Genomic DNA, 16,198 nt, shown 5'->3' with positions numbered 1-16,198 from the left:
GGAGTGTGGATTGAAATTGGGTCTGCGACCGTCAGCGCGGCGATTATATACGTCACTCCCCGCAAGGGGAGTGTGGATTGAAATGTGAGCGCCCTGACGAACGGCACCATATGGCACGCGTCACTCCCCGCAAGGGGAGTGTGGATTGAAATTCGTCATCAAAGACGGGAATGGCAACACGATAGGAGTCACTCCCCGCAAGGGGAGTGTGGATTGAAATAGATTGCTACTGTCGGTGTAGAAACGGGCCTTGTAGTCACTCCCCGCAAGGGGAGTGTGGATTGAAATATGATGTGGTTTGCAGTGCATTCGGTTAGGTGGACGTCACTCCCCGCAAGGGGAGTGTGGATTGAAATGAGGACCTCGGTCAGATAGTCTCAGTCGAAGCAGTCACTCCCCGCAAGGGGAGTGTGGATTGAAATTGGCTCCGGGCCGCGCAGGCGGCGATCCGACGCGGTCACTCCCCGCAAGGGGAGTGTGGATTGAAATATCCTGTTCAACCATGGGCTCCCGTTGGGACCGGAGGTCACTCCCCGCAAGGGGAGTGTGGATTGAAATATGACGGCCGTGAAATTGATGATGGCGACGCAGGTCACTCCCCGCAAGGGGAGTGTGGATTGAAATCAGGACATGCTCAGGGACGGCACCCTCACCCACCTGTCACTCCCCGCAAGGGGAGTGTGGATTGAAATGACGTCGGATGGCTCGTCATCCACCGGTGCGCCCGTCACTCCCCGCAAGGGGAGTGTGGATTGAAATCAAACCGATGACGGGCGTCGCGTCACCTGTCTGGGTCACTCCCCGCAAGGGGAGTGTGGATTGAAATAATATCCACCTGAACGACCTGTGGGACGACTATCAGTCACTCCCCGCAAGGGGAGTGTGGATTGAAATTTGTTGGCCATGTTGTTCGAGGTCCACACGTCCGTCACTCCCCGCAAGGGGAGTGTGGATTGAAATCCTCGTCAAATCATATTTGTCGCCCATCGGCACGGTCACTCCCCGCAAGGGGAGTGTGGATTGAAATACAAGATGCTTGGATTGCTCGTAACGGAGCCATGGTCACTCCCCGCAAGGGGAGTGTGGATTGAAATACGATCGCCCTGCCCACGGTGCGCCACGCGCGCCGTCACTCCCCGCAAGGGGAGTGTGGATTGAAATTCAACCGGTATCCACTCGGACGATGAGGATGACGAGTCACTCCCCGCAAGGGGAGTGTGGATTGAAATCTTGGTTTAAACCAAAACCAAAACCAAATAGTCACTCCCCGCAAGGGGAGTGTGGATTGAAATATCCTCGGAATCGGATTGGAGCGGGCATTCGGCTGTCACTCCCCGCAAGGGGAGTGTGGATTGAAATTTGTCCTTCATCGGGTTGACGTTTATCGAATTGCGAGTGGTCACTCCCCGCAAGGGGAGTGTGGATTGAAATCGCCCTGCTCGGAGATACTGCCGTTACCGGGCAGTCACTCCCCGCAAGGGGAGTGTGGATTGAAATATCTGGCCGGACGCGACCAGCGCGTCGATCAGCTGTCACTCCCCGCAAGGGGAGTGTGGATTGAAATACTGCGGAAGGCGAACCCGCATGGGAACGCATGCCGTCACTCCCCGCAAGGGGAGTGTGGATTGAAATCTTTTTGATGGTTTCAAGCGGATGTGCGCCCATGTCACTCCCCGCAAGGGGAGTGTGGATTGAAATTTTTTCAGCCATGTGAAGCCGTGGGAGAGTTTCACGTCACTCCCCGCAAGGGGAGTGTGGATTGAAATTCGAGATACTCCTCGAACTCATCCGCGACCGGCGTCACTCCCCGCAAGGGGAGTGTGGATTGAAATTTGAGTTGGTCTAGGTCGTCGTCGGAGTATCCGGTCACTCCCCGCAAGGGGAGTGTGGATTGAAATTTGATCAGCACGGGCCACGGGCTATCGATGTTGTGTCACTCCCCGCAAGGGGAGTGTGGATTGAAATATCCGCCTCACGTGCCTCATCCTCGCCGACCTCGGTCACTCCCCGCAAGGGGAGTGTGGATTGAAATGTTTGCATTGGGTGAAGAATTGTTTTCGGGCTTTGTTGAATGCTCGTGTGTTTTGTCGGTTTCGGGGGTGTGTCGGCATGCTTTGTTATCCCCCTCGTTGTTGTGGTGTATGCGTGTGTATGCGTGTATATGAGTTGAGGCCATCCGGTTCGTTCCGTGATGGCCTCGATATAGTGATCTCGGTATGAGAGTATACCACGGGGTGGCGGCAGCCTACTGCTGCTTGGGTTGCGCGTGTCAGGCAGGTTGGATGCTGATGCGGCCGCCGAGTGCGTGGATGACCTTGAGGATGGTCTGGAAGCTGGGGTTGCCGTCCTTGCTCAGGCTTTTGTAGAGGCTTTCGCGGCCGACTCCGGCCTCCTTGGCGATCTGGGTCATGCCTCGGGCTTTGGCGACGTTGCCGAGGGCGACCTGCATGAGTGCGGGGTCGTCGTATTCGGCGGCGGCGTTGAGATAGGCGATGATGTCATCCTCGCTGTCGAGGTATTCGCTGGTGTCATAGTCGGTGAATTCGGTGGTCATTGCTGCTCCTTGTAGTCGTCGAGGATGTCGTGGGCGCGTTTGATGTCGGTTTGCTGGCTGCTTTTGTCGCCGCCTGCGAGCAGGAGCATGAGCACGTTGCCGCGCATGGCGAAGTACACGCGGTAGCCGGCTCCGGTGTGGAGTCGCATTTCGCTGACCGGGCCGCCGACTGGCTTGATGTCGCCGAGCGGTCGTCCGGCGAGCCTGCAGGCGTCGAGGCGGGTCAGGATGGCGGCTTTGGCCTGACGGTCCTTGAGTTTGCGGAACCATTTGGCGTATTCGGCGGACTGTTTGATCTCCATGACCATTATTGTATCCTATAGAATACGCTTGGTCAAGCGCCGCGTCTGCCCATCGCCATCGCCAGCACCTCCCGGACGTTGAACTCCCAATAGCCGTCCGAATTCGGGATCGGCTTGGATGAGGGGAGCTTGCCGCGGCGCAGCCAGTCGGTGACCTGTTTGCGGCTGATTTCGTATCCGTATTCGTCTTGGAGCCATTCGGATAGTCCTGCGGGTGTTCTGGTGAGGTGGTATTTGTCGATGTTGTTTCGGGCTTGTTCGCGGATGTCGTCGGTGCGGACGAGTCACTCCCCGCAAGGGGAGTGTGGATTGAAATGCCTCGGCTCAGGTAACCCGCAACACCAAGGGAGGGTCACTCCCCGCAAGGGGAGTGTGGATTGAAATTTGACGATGTATGGGTTGATGTCGCCCCGGTGGGTCACTCCCCGCAAGGGGAGTGGGATTGAAATATCGCGATCCCCCAGGAGGGGCAGACCCTTGACGGGGTGCCGGCCGTCAGACCGCCAACGTCAGTTCGCCCCGCACACGCGGGGATGATCCGGCCGGGAGGCCTACTCGAACCCGACGTGATCGGTTCGCCCCGCGCGCGGAGGGATGATCCGGCTGTATTGCTTCAATGTTTGTTCGGCGGGTTGAGCGGTGTTTTTCCGCAGTGAGAGGACACCAACTTGCCAAACACAATCCGGCCCCTATCTCAGGGACTGTGCTGAACGGTGAGCTCGCCCCGCACGCGTGGGGATGATCCGATTGTCGGCAGAGTCGTGTCATATCGACGCCTGTGTGGGATTCAGCGCGGTTGTGGCCGATTTCGTTGCTGAGTCCCGCGGATTCGGGGGACTCAGAGGAGTTTATTGCGATTATCGCGCTGAGTCCCTCGACGGCACCCATTCATGCCGATATCGGATCGGAGGCGTTCCGTCGGGGTTGCTTGAGAATGGCGGAATTTCAATGTTTTTCGCTTCGTGTTCGGGGGGGTGGTTGTGCGGTTGGTGCCTGGGGTGTGTTCGTGGCGTGGGACTCAGTGTCGATTTCTGCCGTTATCGCGTTGAGTCCCGCGGATTTGGGGGACTCAAGGTGGTTTTTCGCGATTCTTGTGTTGAGTCCCGCGGTCATGCTCGTCATGCGCATGCGCGGCGACCGGAGGTGGCGGGATGGACCCGTGTCGTTGCCTTAGGATGGCGGCATATATCCACGTATTTGGACAAGGTGTCTTGTTTTGTTGATGGACTGAATTAGACAGGGTGCCTAGACTTGGGTTATGGAACGTGAACATGGCAGATATGTCCAGCAAGGAGGTCGTTATGACGGACTTCAACCCGAATAGCCAGAACCCGAACGATCAGAACCAAAATCCGAATGGTGACAACTACGGACAGTCCGGGCAGCCCGGGCAGACTGATGGCAGCGGGAACGCAAATCCGAAGCAGCCTGAATACGGTCAGTACGCGCCGGGAGCCGGTCCACAGGGACAGCAAGGGCAGTGGGGGCCGGGGCAGCAGCCTCCTCAGTACGGACAGTACGGTCAGTACGGCCAGTATGCCGGGGCGAATGCGGGTCAGTACGCCGGTCCCGCGCAGAATCCATACGGATATGGCCAGCCGCAGGCCGGCCAGAATGGCAACCCGTACGCCAACCCGTACGCGAATCAGAACAACACTACGTATGGCAACACTGGCAACACCGGCAATGCCGGCGGCGCCGGTAACGCCGGTAATCCGTTCGTCGGTCAGGGCGGTCAAAACCAGGGCGGCCAGAACCAGTTCGGCCAGCAGACCGGCCAGATCCCGTTCGGATGGCAGCCGACCGACCCGTTCAAGCTCATCGAGAGCATGCTGCCGCAGCGCACCAAGAACTGGGTGCGTACCATCTACGCCATCATCGGCGTGGCGGCGATCGTGCTCGGCATCGCACTGCTGATCTGGCCCGGCATCACCCTGCAGGTCGCGGCCGTGCTGCTCGGCATCTACTTCGTCGTCTCCGGCGTCACGCGCGTCGTCACCGCCATCGTCGAACTCGGACTGCCGGGAGGCTGGCGCATCCTTGACATCCTCGTCGGCGTGCTGCTCGCCATAGGCGGCGTCGTGGTGCTGAAGAACTCGGCCCTGTCCGGGCAGACCCTCGCCGTGCTCGTCACGATGACCGTCGGACTCGGTTGGATGCTGGAGGGCTTCATGGCTCTGGTCGAATCGTGGCGACTGCCGAGCTCCGGCTGGGCCGTGCTCTACGCGGTCATCTCGATCATCGCCGGCTTCGTCGTGCTGCTTTCGCCGATCACCTCCACGATGTGGCTCGTCGTCTTCGGCGGCTGCGCGCTGGTGGTCATGGGAGTCTCCGCCATCGTGCGTGGCTTCAAGTTCGGTCGATGAGCCGTATTTTCCGGATCGCAATCGGAACGTGCGCGTGAAATCGCCCTCGTGAATGACGTGAATGACGAGACGGGGCACTATCGTGGGAGCGTATTGAGAACGAGTCTTGATAGGCCCGCCAGAAGGTAGAAAGAGTCACATGATCGAACTGAAGACCCCTCGCGAGATCGAGGAGATGAAGCCCGCCGGCCGTTTCGTCGGATCCATCCTGCGTGAGCTGAAGGAGTACACGAAGGTCGGCACCAACCTGCTCGACATCGACGAGTTTGTACACAAGAAGATCGTCGACCGCAAGGGCGCTGAATCCTGCTACGTCGACTACGCTCCCGACTTCGGCACCGGCCCGTTCGCACACTACATCTGCACCTCCGTCAACGACGCGGTGCTGCACGGCGTGCCCTACGACTACAACCTCAAGGACGGCGACCTCGTCAGCCTCGACCTCGCGATCAACGTCGACGGCTGGGTGGGCGATTCGGCCATCAGCTTCGTGGTCGGCAAGGACAAGGATCCCGAGGACCTGCGCCTGATCAAGTGCACCGAGGAGGCGCTCGCCGCTGGCATCGAGGCCGCTCAGCCCGGCAACCGTCTGGGTGACGTGTCCAGCACGATCGGCGACATCGCCCGCGAGTACGGCTATCCGATCAACCTCGAGTTCGGCGGCCACGGCGTCGGTCACATCATGCACGGCGATCCGCACGTGCCGAACGACGGCAAGGCGCATCACGGCTACAAGCTGCGTCCGGGTCTGGTCATCGCCATCGAACCGTGGTTCCTCAAGACCACCGATGAGATCTACCAGGATCCGAAGGACGGCTGGACCCTGCGCGCCGAGGACGGATCGCGCGGCGCCCACTCCGAGCACACGATCGCCATCACCGAGAACGGCCCGATCATCCTCACCACGCGTGACGAGTGACGTCGGTCACACCGTTTTGAGACATTGAAAGCCGGCGTGCGCCCCACCTTGTTACGATGGGCGCACGCCGGCTTTCGACGTCTCTCCGACGTTTCCACGATGCGGCTGGCTGACGCGCAAAGTCATGCACTCATGCGCACCCGCGTCATGTTCCCGCGTCCTCGCGTCCCGCATCGTCCCGCGTATCGACCACGAAACCCGTGGCGGTAACACAGACGGTCTATTGTGACCGGCAACACTTGGAACAGGAACGAGGTACCCCATGGGCACAGCACAGCTGAATGTGGACGACAGCAAATACACCTTGCCATTGGTGAAGGCGACGGCCGGACCGGACGGCATCGTCGTGTCCAAGCTGCGCAACGACGGATGGGTCACGCTCGACCCGGGCTTTCTGACCACCGCGCAATGTGAATCGAAGATCACGTACATCGACGGCCAGCATTCGATCCTGCGCTACCGCGGCTATCCGATCGAGCAGCTGTGCGACCAGTCCGATTTCCTCGAGGTCGCCTGGCTGCTGCGTCACGGCGAACTGCCGAACAGGGAACAGTACGACAAGTTCGTCTCCGCCATCAACCACCGCACGATGGTGGGGGAGGACTTCCGCACGTTCATGGGCTCGTTCCCGCGCACCGCGCATCCGATGAGCGTGCTCGCCTCCGCGATCAACGCGCTCGCCACCTTCTACCCGGATACGACCGACATCACCGACTCCGATCAGCTCGACGAGTCCGCGATCATCATCATGGCGAAGGTCCGCACGATCGTGTCGTACATCTTCCGCCGTCGTCGCGACGAGCCGATGCTTTATCCTGATTACGCGCGCGGCTACGTCGACGACTTCCTGCGCATGTGCTTCGCGGTTCCCTACGAGCCGTTCGAGTCCGACCCGCTGTACGTGCACGCGCTCGGACGTCTGCTCATCATCCACGCCGATCACGAGCAGAACTGCTCCACCTCCGTAGTGCGCATCGCGGGCAGTGCGCATGCGAATCTGTATTCGGCGGTCGCCGCCGGCGTCAACGCCCTGTCCGGCCCGCTGCACGGCGGTGCGAACGAGGCCGTGCTGCGCCAGCTCAAGGCGATCCGCGACTCCGGTAAGTCGGTGCGCGAGTTCGTTGATGACGCCAAGGCCAACGGCCAGCGCATCTCCGGCCTCGGCCATCGCGTGTACAAGTCGTACGATCCGCGTGCGGCCATCGCCAAGCAGTATCTGGAGAAGATCATGGAGCGCGAGGACACGTCGAAGCTGCCGGCCGACGAGCGCGCGCTGTTCGACGTGGCCACCGAGCTGGAGGAGATCGCCCTGAGCGATGAGTACTTCGTCTCGCGGCACCTCTACCCGAACGTCGACTTCTACACGGGATTGATCTACCGTGCGATCGGCTTCGACCCGGCCATGTTTACCACGCTGTTCGCACTGGGGCGCATCCCCGGATGGATCGCCCAGTACCGTGAGATGCTCGCCGATCCGAACACCAAGATCGGCCGCCCGCGTCAGGTCTACACCGGTGCCACCGAACGCGATTACGTGCCGATGGACGAGCGCTGACCATCAATCGGCTACCCCTCAGACCCGCTACGCGGGCCAGCTCCCCTGACAAGGGGAGCCGAGCGAGGAGATAGTCAGACCCGCTACATGGTTCGGCTCCCCTAACAAGGGGAGCCGGGAAGAGATAGTCAGACCCTCTACGCGCCGACTCTCCTGACAAAGGGGAGTCGGGAGAAGAGGGGAGGGCTAGTTCTTGTGCAGCTTCTCGTTCAGTTCGATGCCGGTCTTGCGGTAGCGCGCCTCGATGCGGCCCGACACCGAGTTGCGGATGAACAGGATGTTGTCCTTGCCGGACAGGTCCGCTCCCTTGACGACCTCAAGCGGCTCGCCCGCGGCGGCCTTGGCCTTGTCCCAGATGGTGACCTTCGTGCCGGCCGTGACGTACAGGCCCGCCTCGACGACGCAGTTGTCGCCCAGCGAGATGCCGATGCCCGCGTTCGCGCCGAGCAGCGAATGCTCGCCGATGGAGTTGCGCAGCTTGCCGCCGCCGGAGAGCGTGCCCATGATCGAGGCGCCGCCGCCGATGTCGGAGCCGTTGCCGACGACCACGCCCTGCGAGACGCGGCCCTCGACCATCGAGACGCCGAGCGTGCCGGCGTTGAAGTTCACGAAGCCGGCGTGCATGACCGTGGTGCCTTCGGACAGGTGGGCGCCGAGACGGACGCGGTCGGCGTCGCCGATGCGCACGCCGGTGGGGACGACGTAGTCGATCATGCGCGGGAACTTGTCCACGCCGAACACGTTCACCGTGGCCGCCGGCGCCACGGCGGGCAGGCCGGCGTTCGCGGCGAACGACTGTGCGGCCGCGGTGGCCGCGGCCTCGACGTCGGCCTTGCGCAGGGAGAAGTCGGGGACGGCGAACGGGCCGTAGTTGGTCCACACCACGTTGGCCAGCTGCGCGAAGATGCCGTCCAGGTTGAGGGTGTTCGGCTTGGCCAGACGCATGCTCAGCAGGTGCAGCTTCAGGTACGCGTCCTCGGCGTTGGCGATCGGCTCGTCGAGGGAGGTCACGGTGAAGACCGGCACGCGACGCACGCCTCGGGCGTCGGGCTCGTCGTGCACGAGCACGCCGAAATCGTGGTTCGGTCGATCGGCCTCGGCCGGGGCGGCCCCCAGCGCGAGAGTCGGATACCACACGTCAAGGGTGTTGCCCGCCGCGTCGATGCTGGCCAGACCCCAGCCATAGGCGGTGCGTTCTTCTGCCATTGTTGCTCCTTTACTGTTCAGCGGAATCGCCATGTCGGCGGAATCGCCATGTGCTCCCACATTACCGCTTCCGCCGTCGGCGCAGAGGCGCGAGTCCAATGACCAAGCGGTACGGTACAATCCGTCCACGTGAGTGACTTTCAGCAGGATGAACGCGATGGGCGTGAGCGCCGCCGCCGCACGATGGTGCGCGCGGTATGCATCGTCATCGCCGCGTGCATGCTGCTGTCTCTGGTGATCCCCGCCATCTACGCGGGACTTTGACGTATGGTCACGCGCATCCCCGCGTGACGTTCCGTCCCGTACGGCCGGCCCTGGGTGGCGTCCGGACCGGGCGAGACGGAACGACGGACCGACCGGCGACGATGCGCGCGGCCCACACCATCGGACGATCATCAGGAAATTCCATCAAGGCAATTCATAGGTAAGACACGTAAGGTACAGAAACGATGGCAGAATTCGACTATTCGCAGGCGATCGCCGACGTGCGATCCAAATACGATTCCATCGCCAAGGCGCTGGACGTCGACCGTATCAAGGCGGACATCAAGGAACTCGAGCAGCAGGCGGCCGCACCGGGCCTGTGGGACGACCCGGAGAACGCGCAGAAGGTGACGAGCCGTCTGTCCGCCGCCGAATCCCAGCTGAAGAAGCTCCAGTCCGCGGGCTCGCGCATCGACGACGTGGAGACGCTCGTCGAGCTCGGCCGCGAGGAGGAGGATCAGGACTCCCTCGACGACGCGCAGAACGAGCTCAAGTCCATCGCCGAGGACCTCGACGCGATGGAGATCCAGACGCTGCTCGACGGCGAATACGACGAGCGCTCCGCAGTCGTCACGATCCGTTCCGGCGCCGGCGGCGTCGACGCGGCCGACTTCGCGCAGATGCTGCTGCGCATGTACCTGCGCTACTGCGAGCGCATGGGCTTCAAGGCCAAGGTCATGGACACCTCCTACGCGGAGGAGGCGGGCATCAAGTCCGCCACCTTCCAGGTGGACGCGCCCTACGCCTACGGTCGTCTGTCGGTCGAGGGCGGCACGCATCGTCTGGTGCGCATCTCCCCGTTCGACAATCAGGGCCGCCGCCAGACGAGCTTCGCCGCCGTCGAGGTGGTGCCGCTCGTCGAGGCCACCGATCACATCGACATCCCGGACACCGATATCCGCGTCGACACGTACTGCTCCTCCGGCCCCGGCGGCCAGGGCGTGAACACGACCTACTCGGCCGTGCGCATCACCCACCTTCCCACCGGCCTCGTCGTGACGATGCAGGACGAACGCTCCCAGATCCAGAACCGCGCCGCCGCCATGGCCGTGCTGCAGTCCCGACTGCTCGTGCTGCGCCATGAGGAGGAGGCCAAGAAGAAGAAGGAGCTCGCCGGCGACATCAAGGCCAGCTGGGGCGATCAGATGCGCTCCTACGTGCTGCACCCGTACCAGATGGTCAAGGATCTGCGCACCGGCTACGAGACGTCGCAGACCCAGGCCGTGTTCGACGGCGATCTTGACGGTTTCATCCAGGCCGGCATCCGCTGGCGTCACGAGGAGCGTCGTGCCGCCAAGGAAGAAGCCGGGGAGTAAAGCAATACGTAACTAGGCTACGGTAGGGGGATCATGGCACTCATCTCGCTCAGGCATGTCAGCAAGGTCTATCCGAAGGGCACCAGACCGGCGTTGCATGACATCAACCTTGACATCGACCGCGGGGATTTCGTGTTCCTCGTGGGGGCTTCGGGTTCCGGCAAGACCACGTTGCTGAGTCTGCTGCTGCGCGAGGAGGAGGCCACGGACGGCGAGATCCGCGTCGCGGGCAATGACCTGCGGCGCATCTCGAACCGTCAGGTCCCGCAGTACCGGCGCACGATCGGCTTCGTGTTCCAGGACTACAAGCTGCTCAACAACAAGACCGTCTGGCAGAACGTCGCGTTCGCCCTCGAGGTCATCGGCACGCGCCGTTCGGCCATCAAGTCGCTGGTACCGAAGGTGCTGGAGACCGTCGGCCTGACCGGCAAGGAGAGCAGCTATCCGCATGAGCTGTCCGGCGGCGAGCAGCAGCGTGTGGCGATCGCCCGCGCCTACGTGAACCATCCTCAGATCCTGCTTGCCGACGAGCCCACCGGCAATCTCGATCCGACCACGTCGCTCGGCATCATGGAGGTGCTTGACGCGATCAACCGCACCGGCACCACGGTCGTCATGGCCACGCACAACGAGGAGATCGTCAATTCGATGCGCAAACGCGTCGTCGAACTGCATGGCGGCTCCATCGTGCGTGACGAGGAGCACGGCTCCTATGACTCCGCCGTGTACTTCCCCGACGCCGAGGTCACGTCCAAGGCGCATCAGGCCTTGGGCTCCGGCACCGGCTCCAACGCCGTGACGTCGGGGTCGGGCGACTCCGATCTGCGTTTCCGCCCCAAGAGCGGAGTCGAGGCGGAGGTCACGCAGGCCATCGCCATCGAGGCCGGAACTATCGCCTCCGGTGCGATGAACGGCGACGAGGGCATCGCGCGCCTCGCCCAGTCCGTGCATTCGGGGCGCACCGGGCGCTACGGCGAGGCGTTCGCGCCCCTCGAGACCACGCTGACCTGGGGCAAGGGTCTGAACCTCGACGAGGTGGAGCGCTTCAGGAGCGGCGAGCCTGCCGCCACTGACGGGGAATCCGCTGGCAAGTCCGCTGAAGAGTCCTCCGGCGCGCCTTCCGGCGAATCCGGGGAAACTGCTGCGCAATCCGACCAGCCGCCTGCACCGCCCACCGAGGCGCCTGCGCAGTCGGAGGAGCCGCTTGGAGAGGGGGTTTCCGAAGAACCGTCCAAGGACGAAACCGCAACCCCTGAAAACGGCTTGTTGGCGCCGCCTGCGCCGCCGAGCGCCGCTCCCGCTACTCAGGGTGCCCGCCAAACGGATGCCGCCGGTGCGCAGGCGACCGCATCCACTGCGCAAGTGGGGAAGACGATCGCCCAGGAGACCTCCGAAAACCGCGAAAACCCCGAAACCGGTGAAATCGAGGCCGACGCCGAGACGGCCGGCAACGGCGATGCAACGAGCAGACAGAACGAGAACGAGGAGGACAAGCAGTGAGGTTGCGATTCATCCTGTCGGAAACATGGACGAGTCTCAAGCGCAACGTGCCGATGATCATCTCGGTGATGCTCGTCACGTTCATCTCCTTCGTGTTCATCGGCGCATCCGCCCTCATGCAGGCGCAGGTCACCCGCGCGAAGGGCGAATGGTACAACAAGATCGAGGTCGTCGTCTGGCTGTGCCCCGACGGCACCAGCCAGGCCGCCACCTGCGCCTCCGGCAAGGCGCCGACCAAGCAGGAGATCGTCCAGCTCGAGGAGTTCATCCAGGACGAGCTGACCGACAACGTCTCCAAGATCACCTACGTGAGCCGTGAGGACTTCTACAAGAACACGTTCCTCAAGCAGTACCCGAACGGCGACTATCAGGGACGCACCCTGACCGCCGCCGACATGCAGGACTCGCTGCAGCTCAAGCTCAAGGACCCGACCAAGTACAAGATGGTCTCCGAGGTGCTGTCCGGCAAGACCGGGGTGGAGGACGTCGTCGACCAGAAGCAGATCTTCGACCCGGTGTTCGCCGTGCTCAACCGCGCCACCGCCGTCACCGTCGCGCTCGCCGTGGTGATGATCGTCGTCGCGATCCTCCTGACCGGCACCACGATCCGCATGTCCGCGGCCTCGCGCAAGAACGAGACCGAGATCATGCGACTCGTCGGCGCATCCAACTGGACGATCCGACTGCCGTTCATCCTCGAGGGCGTGGTCGCCTCGCTCATCGGCTCGCTGCTCGCATGCGGCACCCTCGCCGGCATCGTGCAGGTGTTCATCACCGACGGTCTGTCCGGGTCCGTCAGCTGGATGCCGTTCGTCACGCAGTCCACGGTGTGGATGATCGCCCCGGCTCTGGTGGCCGGCGCCGTGCTGCTGTCGATCATCGCCTCCGCCATCTCGCTGCGCCGTTACCTGAAGGCGTGATCGACGGGATCGGCAGGCGGTTCCGCTCCCAGCCGAAGCGTGCGACTCGCGCGCCCAGCATTCTTAGTTACAATGACCAACAGCGTGTTCGTGAAGGAAGGACGATCAAGTGATGAATCGCTCTAAGCGTTGCTGGAACGCGGGGTTCGGAATCATGGTGTCGGTCGCGATGACCGCCATCTGCGGGCTGGCGACGATCGCCCCCGCGCCGCCGCAGGCCGAGGCGGTGTCCGTGTCCGAATACCAGCAGAAGGTCGCCAATCGCAACAATCTCAAGGCGAAGCTCGCCGGTGTGGACAAGGCGCTGGCCGATAAGATCATCGAACTGGACAATCTGGCCAACGTGCAGATCCCGGCCGCGCAGAAGGCCACCGAGGCGGCGCAGCAGAAGGCCGAGCAGGCCAAGGGACTGGCCGACGCCACGGCCGAGCGCCTCAAGGCGGCGCAGCAGGACAAGGCCGATCTCGAGAAGAAGATCGAGCAGACCGGCATCGCATACGACGACGCGAAGGAATCCGTCGCCGAGATGGCGCGCAGCAGCTTCCACGGTTCGGACGTGTCCACGATGATGGAGGTCGTCACGGACGCCAAGTCCACCGACGACTTCGTCTCGCAGATGCAGTCCGATGCCGCGGCCGCGCGATCCGCCGCGAACGCGGCGAACTCGGCGGCGACCACGCTCAACACGTCGATGAACCGCAAGCAGCGTCTCGCCGCCATCGAGAAGCAGATCACGCAGCTCAAAAACCAGGCCGACCAGCAGGCGGCCAGCGCCCAGAAGGCAGCCGAGGACGCCAGCGCCAAGGAGGCGTCTCTGGAGAAGCTGCAGGACGAGAGCGCCGCGCAACGCACCGAGCTCGAAGCCCAGAAGAGCAACCTGAAGACCCAGGAGGCCAAGGAGGCCGCCGACATCCTGCTCATCGAGGCCGAGCTGGCCAGCTACAAGCCGTCGAGCGGATCGACCAACTACACGCCGGGCAGCACCTCGCAGCAGAACACGCCTTCGGGCGGCTCGTCCTCCGGCAATTCCGGCAACGGCGGCAACACCTCCGGCAACAGCGGTAATTCCGGTAATGGCGGCACCACCAGCAAGCCGTCGACCCCGTCGACTCCTGCGACCCCATCGACGCCCTCCAAGCCCTCGACTCCGTCCGGCGGCTCCTCCGGCGCCAACGGCATGAACTACGCCGTGCCCGGCAACTGCCCCGAGGGATCCACGTACTGCTACGGCCACAACACCGGCAACACCGTGGGCGGCTCCGCCTATCCGGCCCGCCAGTGCACGCTGTGGGCGTACATCCGCCGCTCTCAGCTCAACCTTCCCGTCGGCTCGTACATGGGCAACGGCGCCGAGTGGGGCACCAAGGGCCGCGCGCTCGGGTACTACGTGAACAACACGCCGCACTACGGCGCGGCGATGGTCTTCCGTGCGGGCCAGAAGGTCTCCACCTGGTACGCCAACCGTCTGTACGGCCATGTCGCCATCGTCGAACGCGTCAACTCCGACGGCTCCCTGCTGATCTCCGAAGGCGGCACCGGCTTCGCGTCCTTCCCGAACTGGGAGACCGTCTGGCCGAACGGCAACGAGTTCGTCCACTACTGATCACTGATTGATCGACTGATTGAAAGGAAATCGCCTCGATGGCGAAGGAACAGGGAACGAAGCTCATCGTCCAGAACAAGAAGGCGCGTCACGACTACGCCATCGAGGACAAGTACGAGGCGGGACTCGTGCTGACCGGCACCGAGGTCAAGTCGCTGCGCGAGGGACGCGCATCCCTCGCCGAGGCGTTCATCTCGATCGATCGCCGCAACGAGATCTGGCTCGAGAACGCCAACATCCCCGAATACCTGAACGGCACGTGGAACAACCATGCCCCCAAGCGCAAGCGCAAGCTGCTGCTCCACGAGCGTGAGATCCTCAAGCTCGCCCGTCAGTCCGAGGCCAAGGGCTACACGATCATCCCCCTGAGCCTCTATTTCAAGGACGGCCGGGTCAAGGCCGAGATCGCACTGGCCCGGGGCAAGCGCGAATTCGACAAGCGCCAGACCCTGCGTGAGGAGCAGGACAAGCGCGAGGCCCTGCGAGCCATGCGCTACGCCAACAAGCGCTCGGTTCGCTGATCCCGGAGTCAAGCGTCTCACGTAATGAACCGTATTTGTGAGATTTACGCTTTCGTAGCATAGGAACCCTACTCTCGCGAATCAGTCGGGAAACATACCCGCCCGATCGACATTTCTGAGAGAGGAAAACCAATGTCCGTAAGCATGGGAATCAAGGGACTCAAGTCCGCAACCGCTGCCGTCCTGTCCGCCGCGATGCTGTTCGCGGCAGCCGCCTGTGGCACCACCGATTCGTCCGACACCGCCTCGTCGTCCGGCGACGCATCCGGTTCGTCCTCCAGCTCGAGCAGCACCAAGGGCTTCGACACGAGCGCGATCAAGAAGGACGACGAGATCGCGGCCCTCCTGCCCGATTCCGTCACCAAGGACGGCACGCTCGTCGTCGGCACCGATACCTCGTACGCTCCGGCCGAGTTCCTGGCCGAGGACGGCAAGACCCCGGTCGGCTTCGATGTCGACCTGTCCAAGGCGCTGGCCGCGATCTTCGGTCTCAAGGAGGAGACGGTCACCTCCACGTTCGATTCGATCATTCCGTCGGTCGGCTCCAAGTACGACATCGGCATCTCCTCGTTCACCGTGACCAAGGACCGTCTCGAGGCGGTCGACTTCGTCACCTACTTCAAGGCCGGCTCCACGTTCGTCGTCCAGAAGGGCAATCCGAACAAGGTCGACTCCTCCGACCTGTGCGGCAAGAAGGTCGCCGTGCAGACCGGCACCACGCAGGAGGAGGAAGTCAACAAGGACAACGAGCAGTGCAAGGCCGACGGCAAGAGCGAGATCGACATCCAGTCCTCCAAGCTGCAGACCGATGTGACCACCGCCGTCGCGTCCGGCAAGGCCGACGTGTTCTACGCCGACTCCCCGGTCGCGGGCTACGCGATCACGCAGACCGGCGACACGCTTGAGGCGCTCGGCGAGGACGTCGGCGTGACCCCGGAGGCCGTGGCCATCAAGAAGGGCGACTCCAAGACCGCCGAGGCCGTGCAGAAGGCCATTCAGAAGCTGATGGACGACGGCACGTACAAGAAGATCCTCGATACGTGGGGCGTCTCCTCCGGTGCGATCGACAAGCCGGAGATCAACCCCGCCGTCGAATGATCCGTTGAACGACGAGCGAATCGTCGATAACGGGAGGGTAACACGCATGTGTATACAGTGGCATGTATATTCGT

At 62.7% G+C, this 16,198-nt stretch carries 13 protein-coding genes and 1 CRISPR repeat array (1 of these 14 cut by a window edge); of the genes, 10 read left to right on the top strand and 3 right to left on the bottom strand.

The window, feature by feature from the left end:
* Positions 1-2,032: a CRISPR direct-repeat array (repeat unit 33 nt; unit sequence GTCACTCCCCGCAAGGGGAGTGTGGATTGAAAT) (it extends 827 nt beyond the left edge of the window).
* Between the two features lie 237 nt (positions 2,033-2,269).
* Together EMB92_RS03715 and EMB92_RS03710 are read right to left on the bottom strand one after the other, a co-directional pair.
* A complete protein-coding gene (locus EMB92_RS03715; RefSeq protein WP_150393802.1) occupies positions 2,270-2,554 on the bottom strand; it encodes an addiction module antidote protein in 285 nt (94 codons plus the stop codon).
* Positions 2,551-2,856, bottom strand: a complete 306-nt coding sequence (locus EMB92_RS03710) for a type II toxin-antitoxin system RelE/ParE family toxin (RefSeq protein ID WP_150393801.1) — start codon at positions 2,854-2,856, stop codon at positions 2,551-2,553. Before EMB92_RS03710 ends, EMB92_RS03715 begins: the two co-directional genes overlap by 4 nt.
* A 1,301-nt stretch (positions 2,857-4,157) precedes the next feature.
* Here EMB92_RS03710 and EMB92_RS03700 point away from each other — a divergent pair.
* The 3 genes from EMB92_RS03700 (at position 4,158) to EMB92_RS03690 (ending at position 7,696) form a co-directional block, all read left to right on the top strand.
* Positions 4,158-5,222 carry an HdeD family acid-resistance protein gene (locus EMB92_RS03700; RefSeq protein WP_150393945.1) on the top strand — a complete coding sequence of 355 codons (1,065 nt, stop codon included), beginning with the start codon at positions 4,158-4,160 and terminating at the stop codon, positions 5,220-5,222.
* Between the two features lie 139 nt (positions 5,223-5,361).
* Entirely contained in the window at positions 5,362-6,141 is a 780-nt protein-coding gene (gene map, locus EMB92_RS03695) for a type I methionyl aminopeptidase (protein ID WP_043164943.1), read from the top strand.
* Positions 6,142-6,403: 262 nt separating this feature from the next.
* Positions 6,404-7,696, top strand: coding sequence for a citrate synthase (locus EMB92_RS03690; RefSeq protein ID WP_150393800.1), 1,293 nt, complete (start codon positions 6,404-6,406; stop codon positions 7,694-7,696).
* 186 nt (positions 7,697-7,882) lie between these two features.
* Here EMB92_RS03690 and dapD read toward each other — a convergent pair whose 3' ends face one another.
* Positions 7,883-8,902 (bottom strand): 2,3,4,5-tetrahydropyridine-2,6-dicarboxylate N-succinyltransferase, encoded by a 1,020-nt coding sequence (gene dapD / locus EMB92_RS03685; protein WP_150393799.1) that lies wholly within the window; start codon positions 8,900-8,902, stop codon positions 7,883-7,885.
* Positions 8,903-9,031: 129 nt separating this feature from the next.
* Here dapD and EMB92_RS11805 point away from each other — a divergent pair, with 129 nt between their 5' ends.
* From EMB92_RS11805 to EMB92_RS03655, 7 genes are all read left to right on the top strand, one after another.
* Positions 9,032-9,166: a hypothetical protein gene (locus EMB92_RS11805; protein ID WP_258175577.1), complete on the top strand. Its 135-nt coding sequence runs from the start codon at positions 9,032-9,034 to the stop codon at positions 9,164-9,166.
* Positions 9,167-9,351: 185 nt separating this feature from the next.
* Complete coding sequence (prfB, locus tag EMB92_RS03680; RefSeq protein WP_150393798.1) at positions 9,352-10,482, top strand: peptide chain release factor 2; 1,131 nt, start codon at positions 9,352-9,354, stop codon at positions 10,480-10,482.
* Positions 10,483-10,515: 33 nt separating this feature from the next.
* Positions 10,516-11,982, top strand: a complete 1,467-nt coding sequence (ftsE, locus tag EMB92_RS03675) for a cell division ATP-binding protein FtsE (RefSeq protein ID WP_150393797.1) — start codon at positions 10,516-10,518, stop codon at positions 11,980-11,982.
* A complete protein-coding gene (gene ftsX / locus EMB92_RS03670) occupies positions 11,979-12,902 on the top strand; it encodes a permease-like cell division protein FtsX (RefSeq protein ID WP_150393796.1) in 924 nt (307 codons plus the stop codon). The genes ftsE and ftsX overlap by 4 nt, the downstream gene beginning before the upstream one ends.
* A 112-nt stretch (positions 12,903-13,014) precedes the next feature.
* Positions 13,015-14,505 (top strand): CHAP domain-containing protein, encoded by a 1,491-nt coding sequence (locus tag EMB92_RS03665; RefSeq protein ID WP_150393795.1) that lies wholly within the window; start codon positions 13,015-13,017, stop codon positions 14,503-14,505.
* 38 nt (positions 14,506-14,543) lie between these two features.
* Positions 14,544-15,026 carry an SsrA-binding protein SmpB gene (gene smpB / locus EMB92_RS03660; protein WP_150393794.1) on the top strand — a complete coding sequence of 161 codons (483 nt, stop codon included), beginning with the start codon at positions 14,544-14,546 and terminating at the stop codon, positions 15,024-15,026.
* Positions 15,027-15,158: 132 nt separating this feature from the next.
* On the top strand, positions 15,159-16,124 hold the full coding sequence (locus EMB92_RS03655; RefSeq protein ID WP_190973540.1) for an ABC transporter substrate-binding protein: 966 nt from the start codon (positions 15,159-15,161) through the stop codon (positions 16,122-16,124).
* Positions 16,125-16,198 lie beyond the last annotated feature (74 nt).

Source organism: Bifidobacterium callitrichos, from assembly GCF_008698085.1.
GTDB classification, from domain to species: Bacteria; Actinomycetota; Actinomycetes; order Actinomycetales; family Bifidobacteriaceae; genus Bifidobacterium; species Bifidobacterium callitrichos.
The sequence above is the reverse complement of the archived record's forward strand: the minus strand, read 5'-3'. Positions and strand labels throughout refer to the sequence as shown.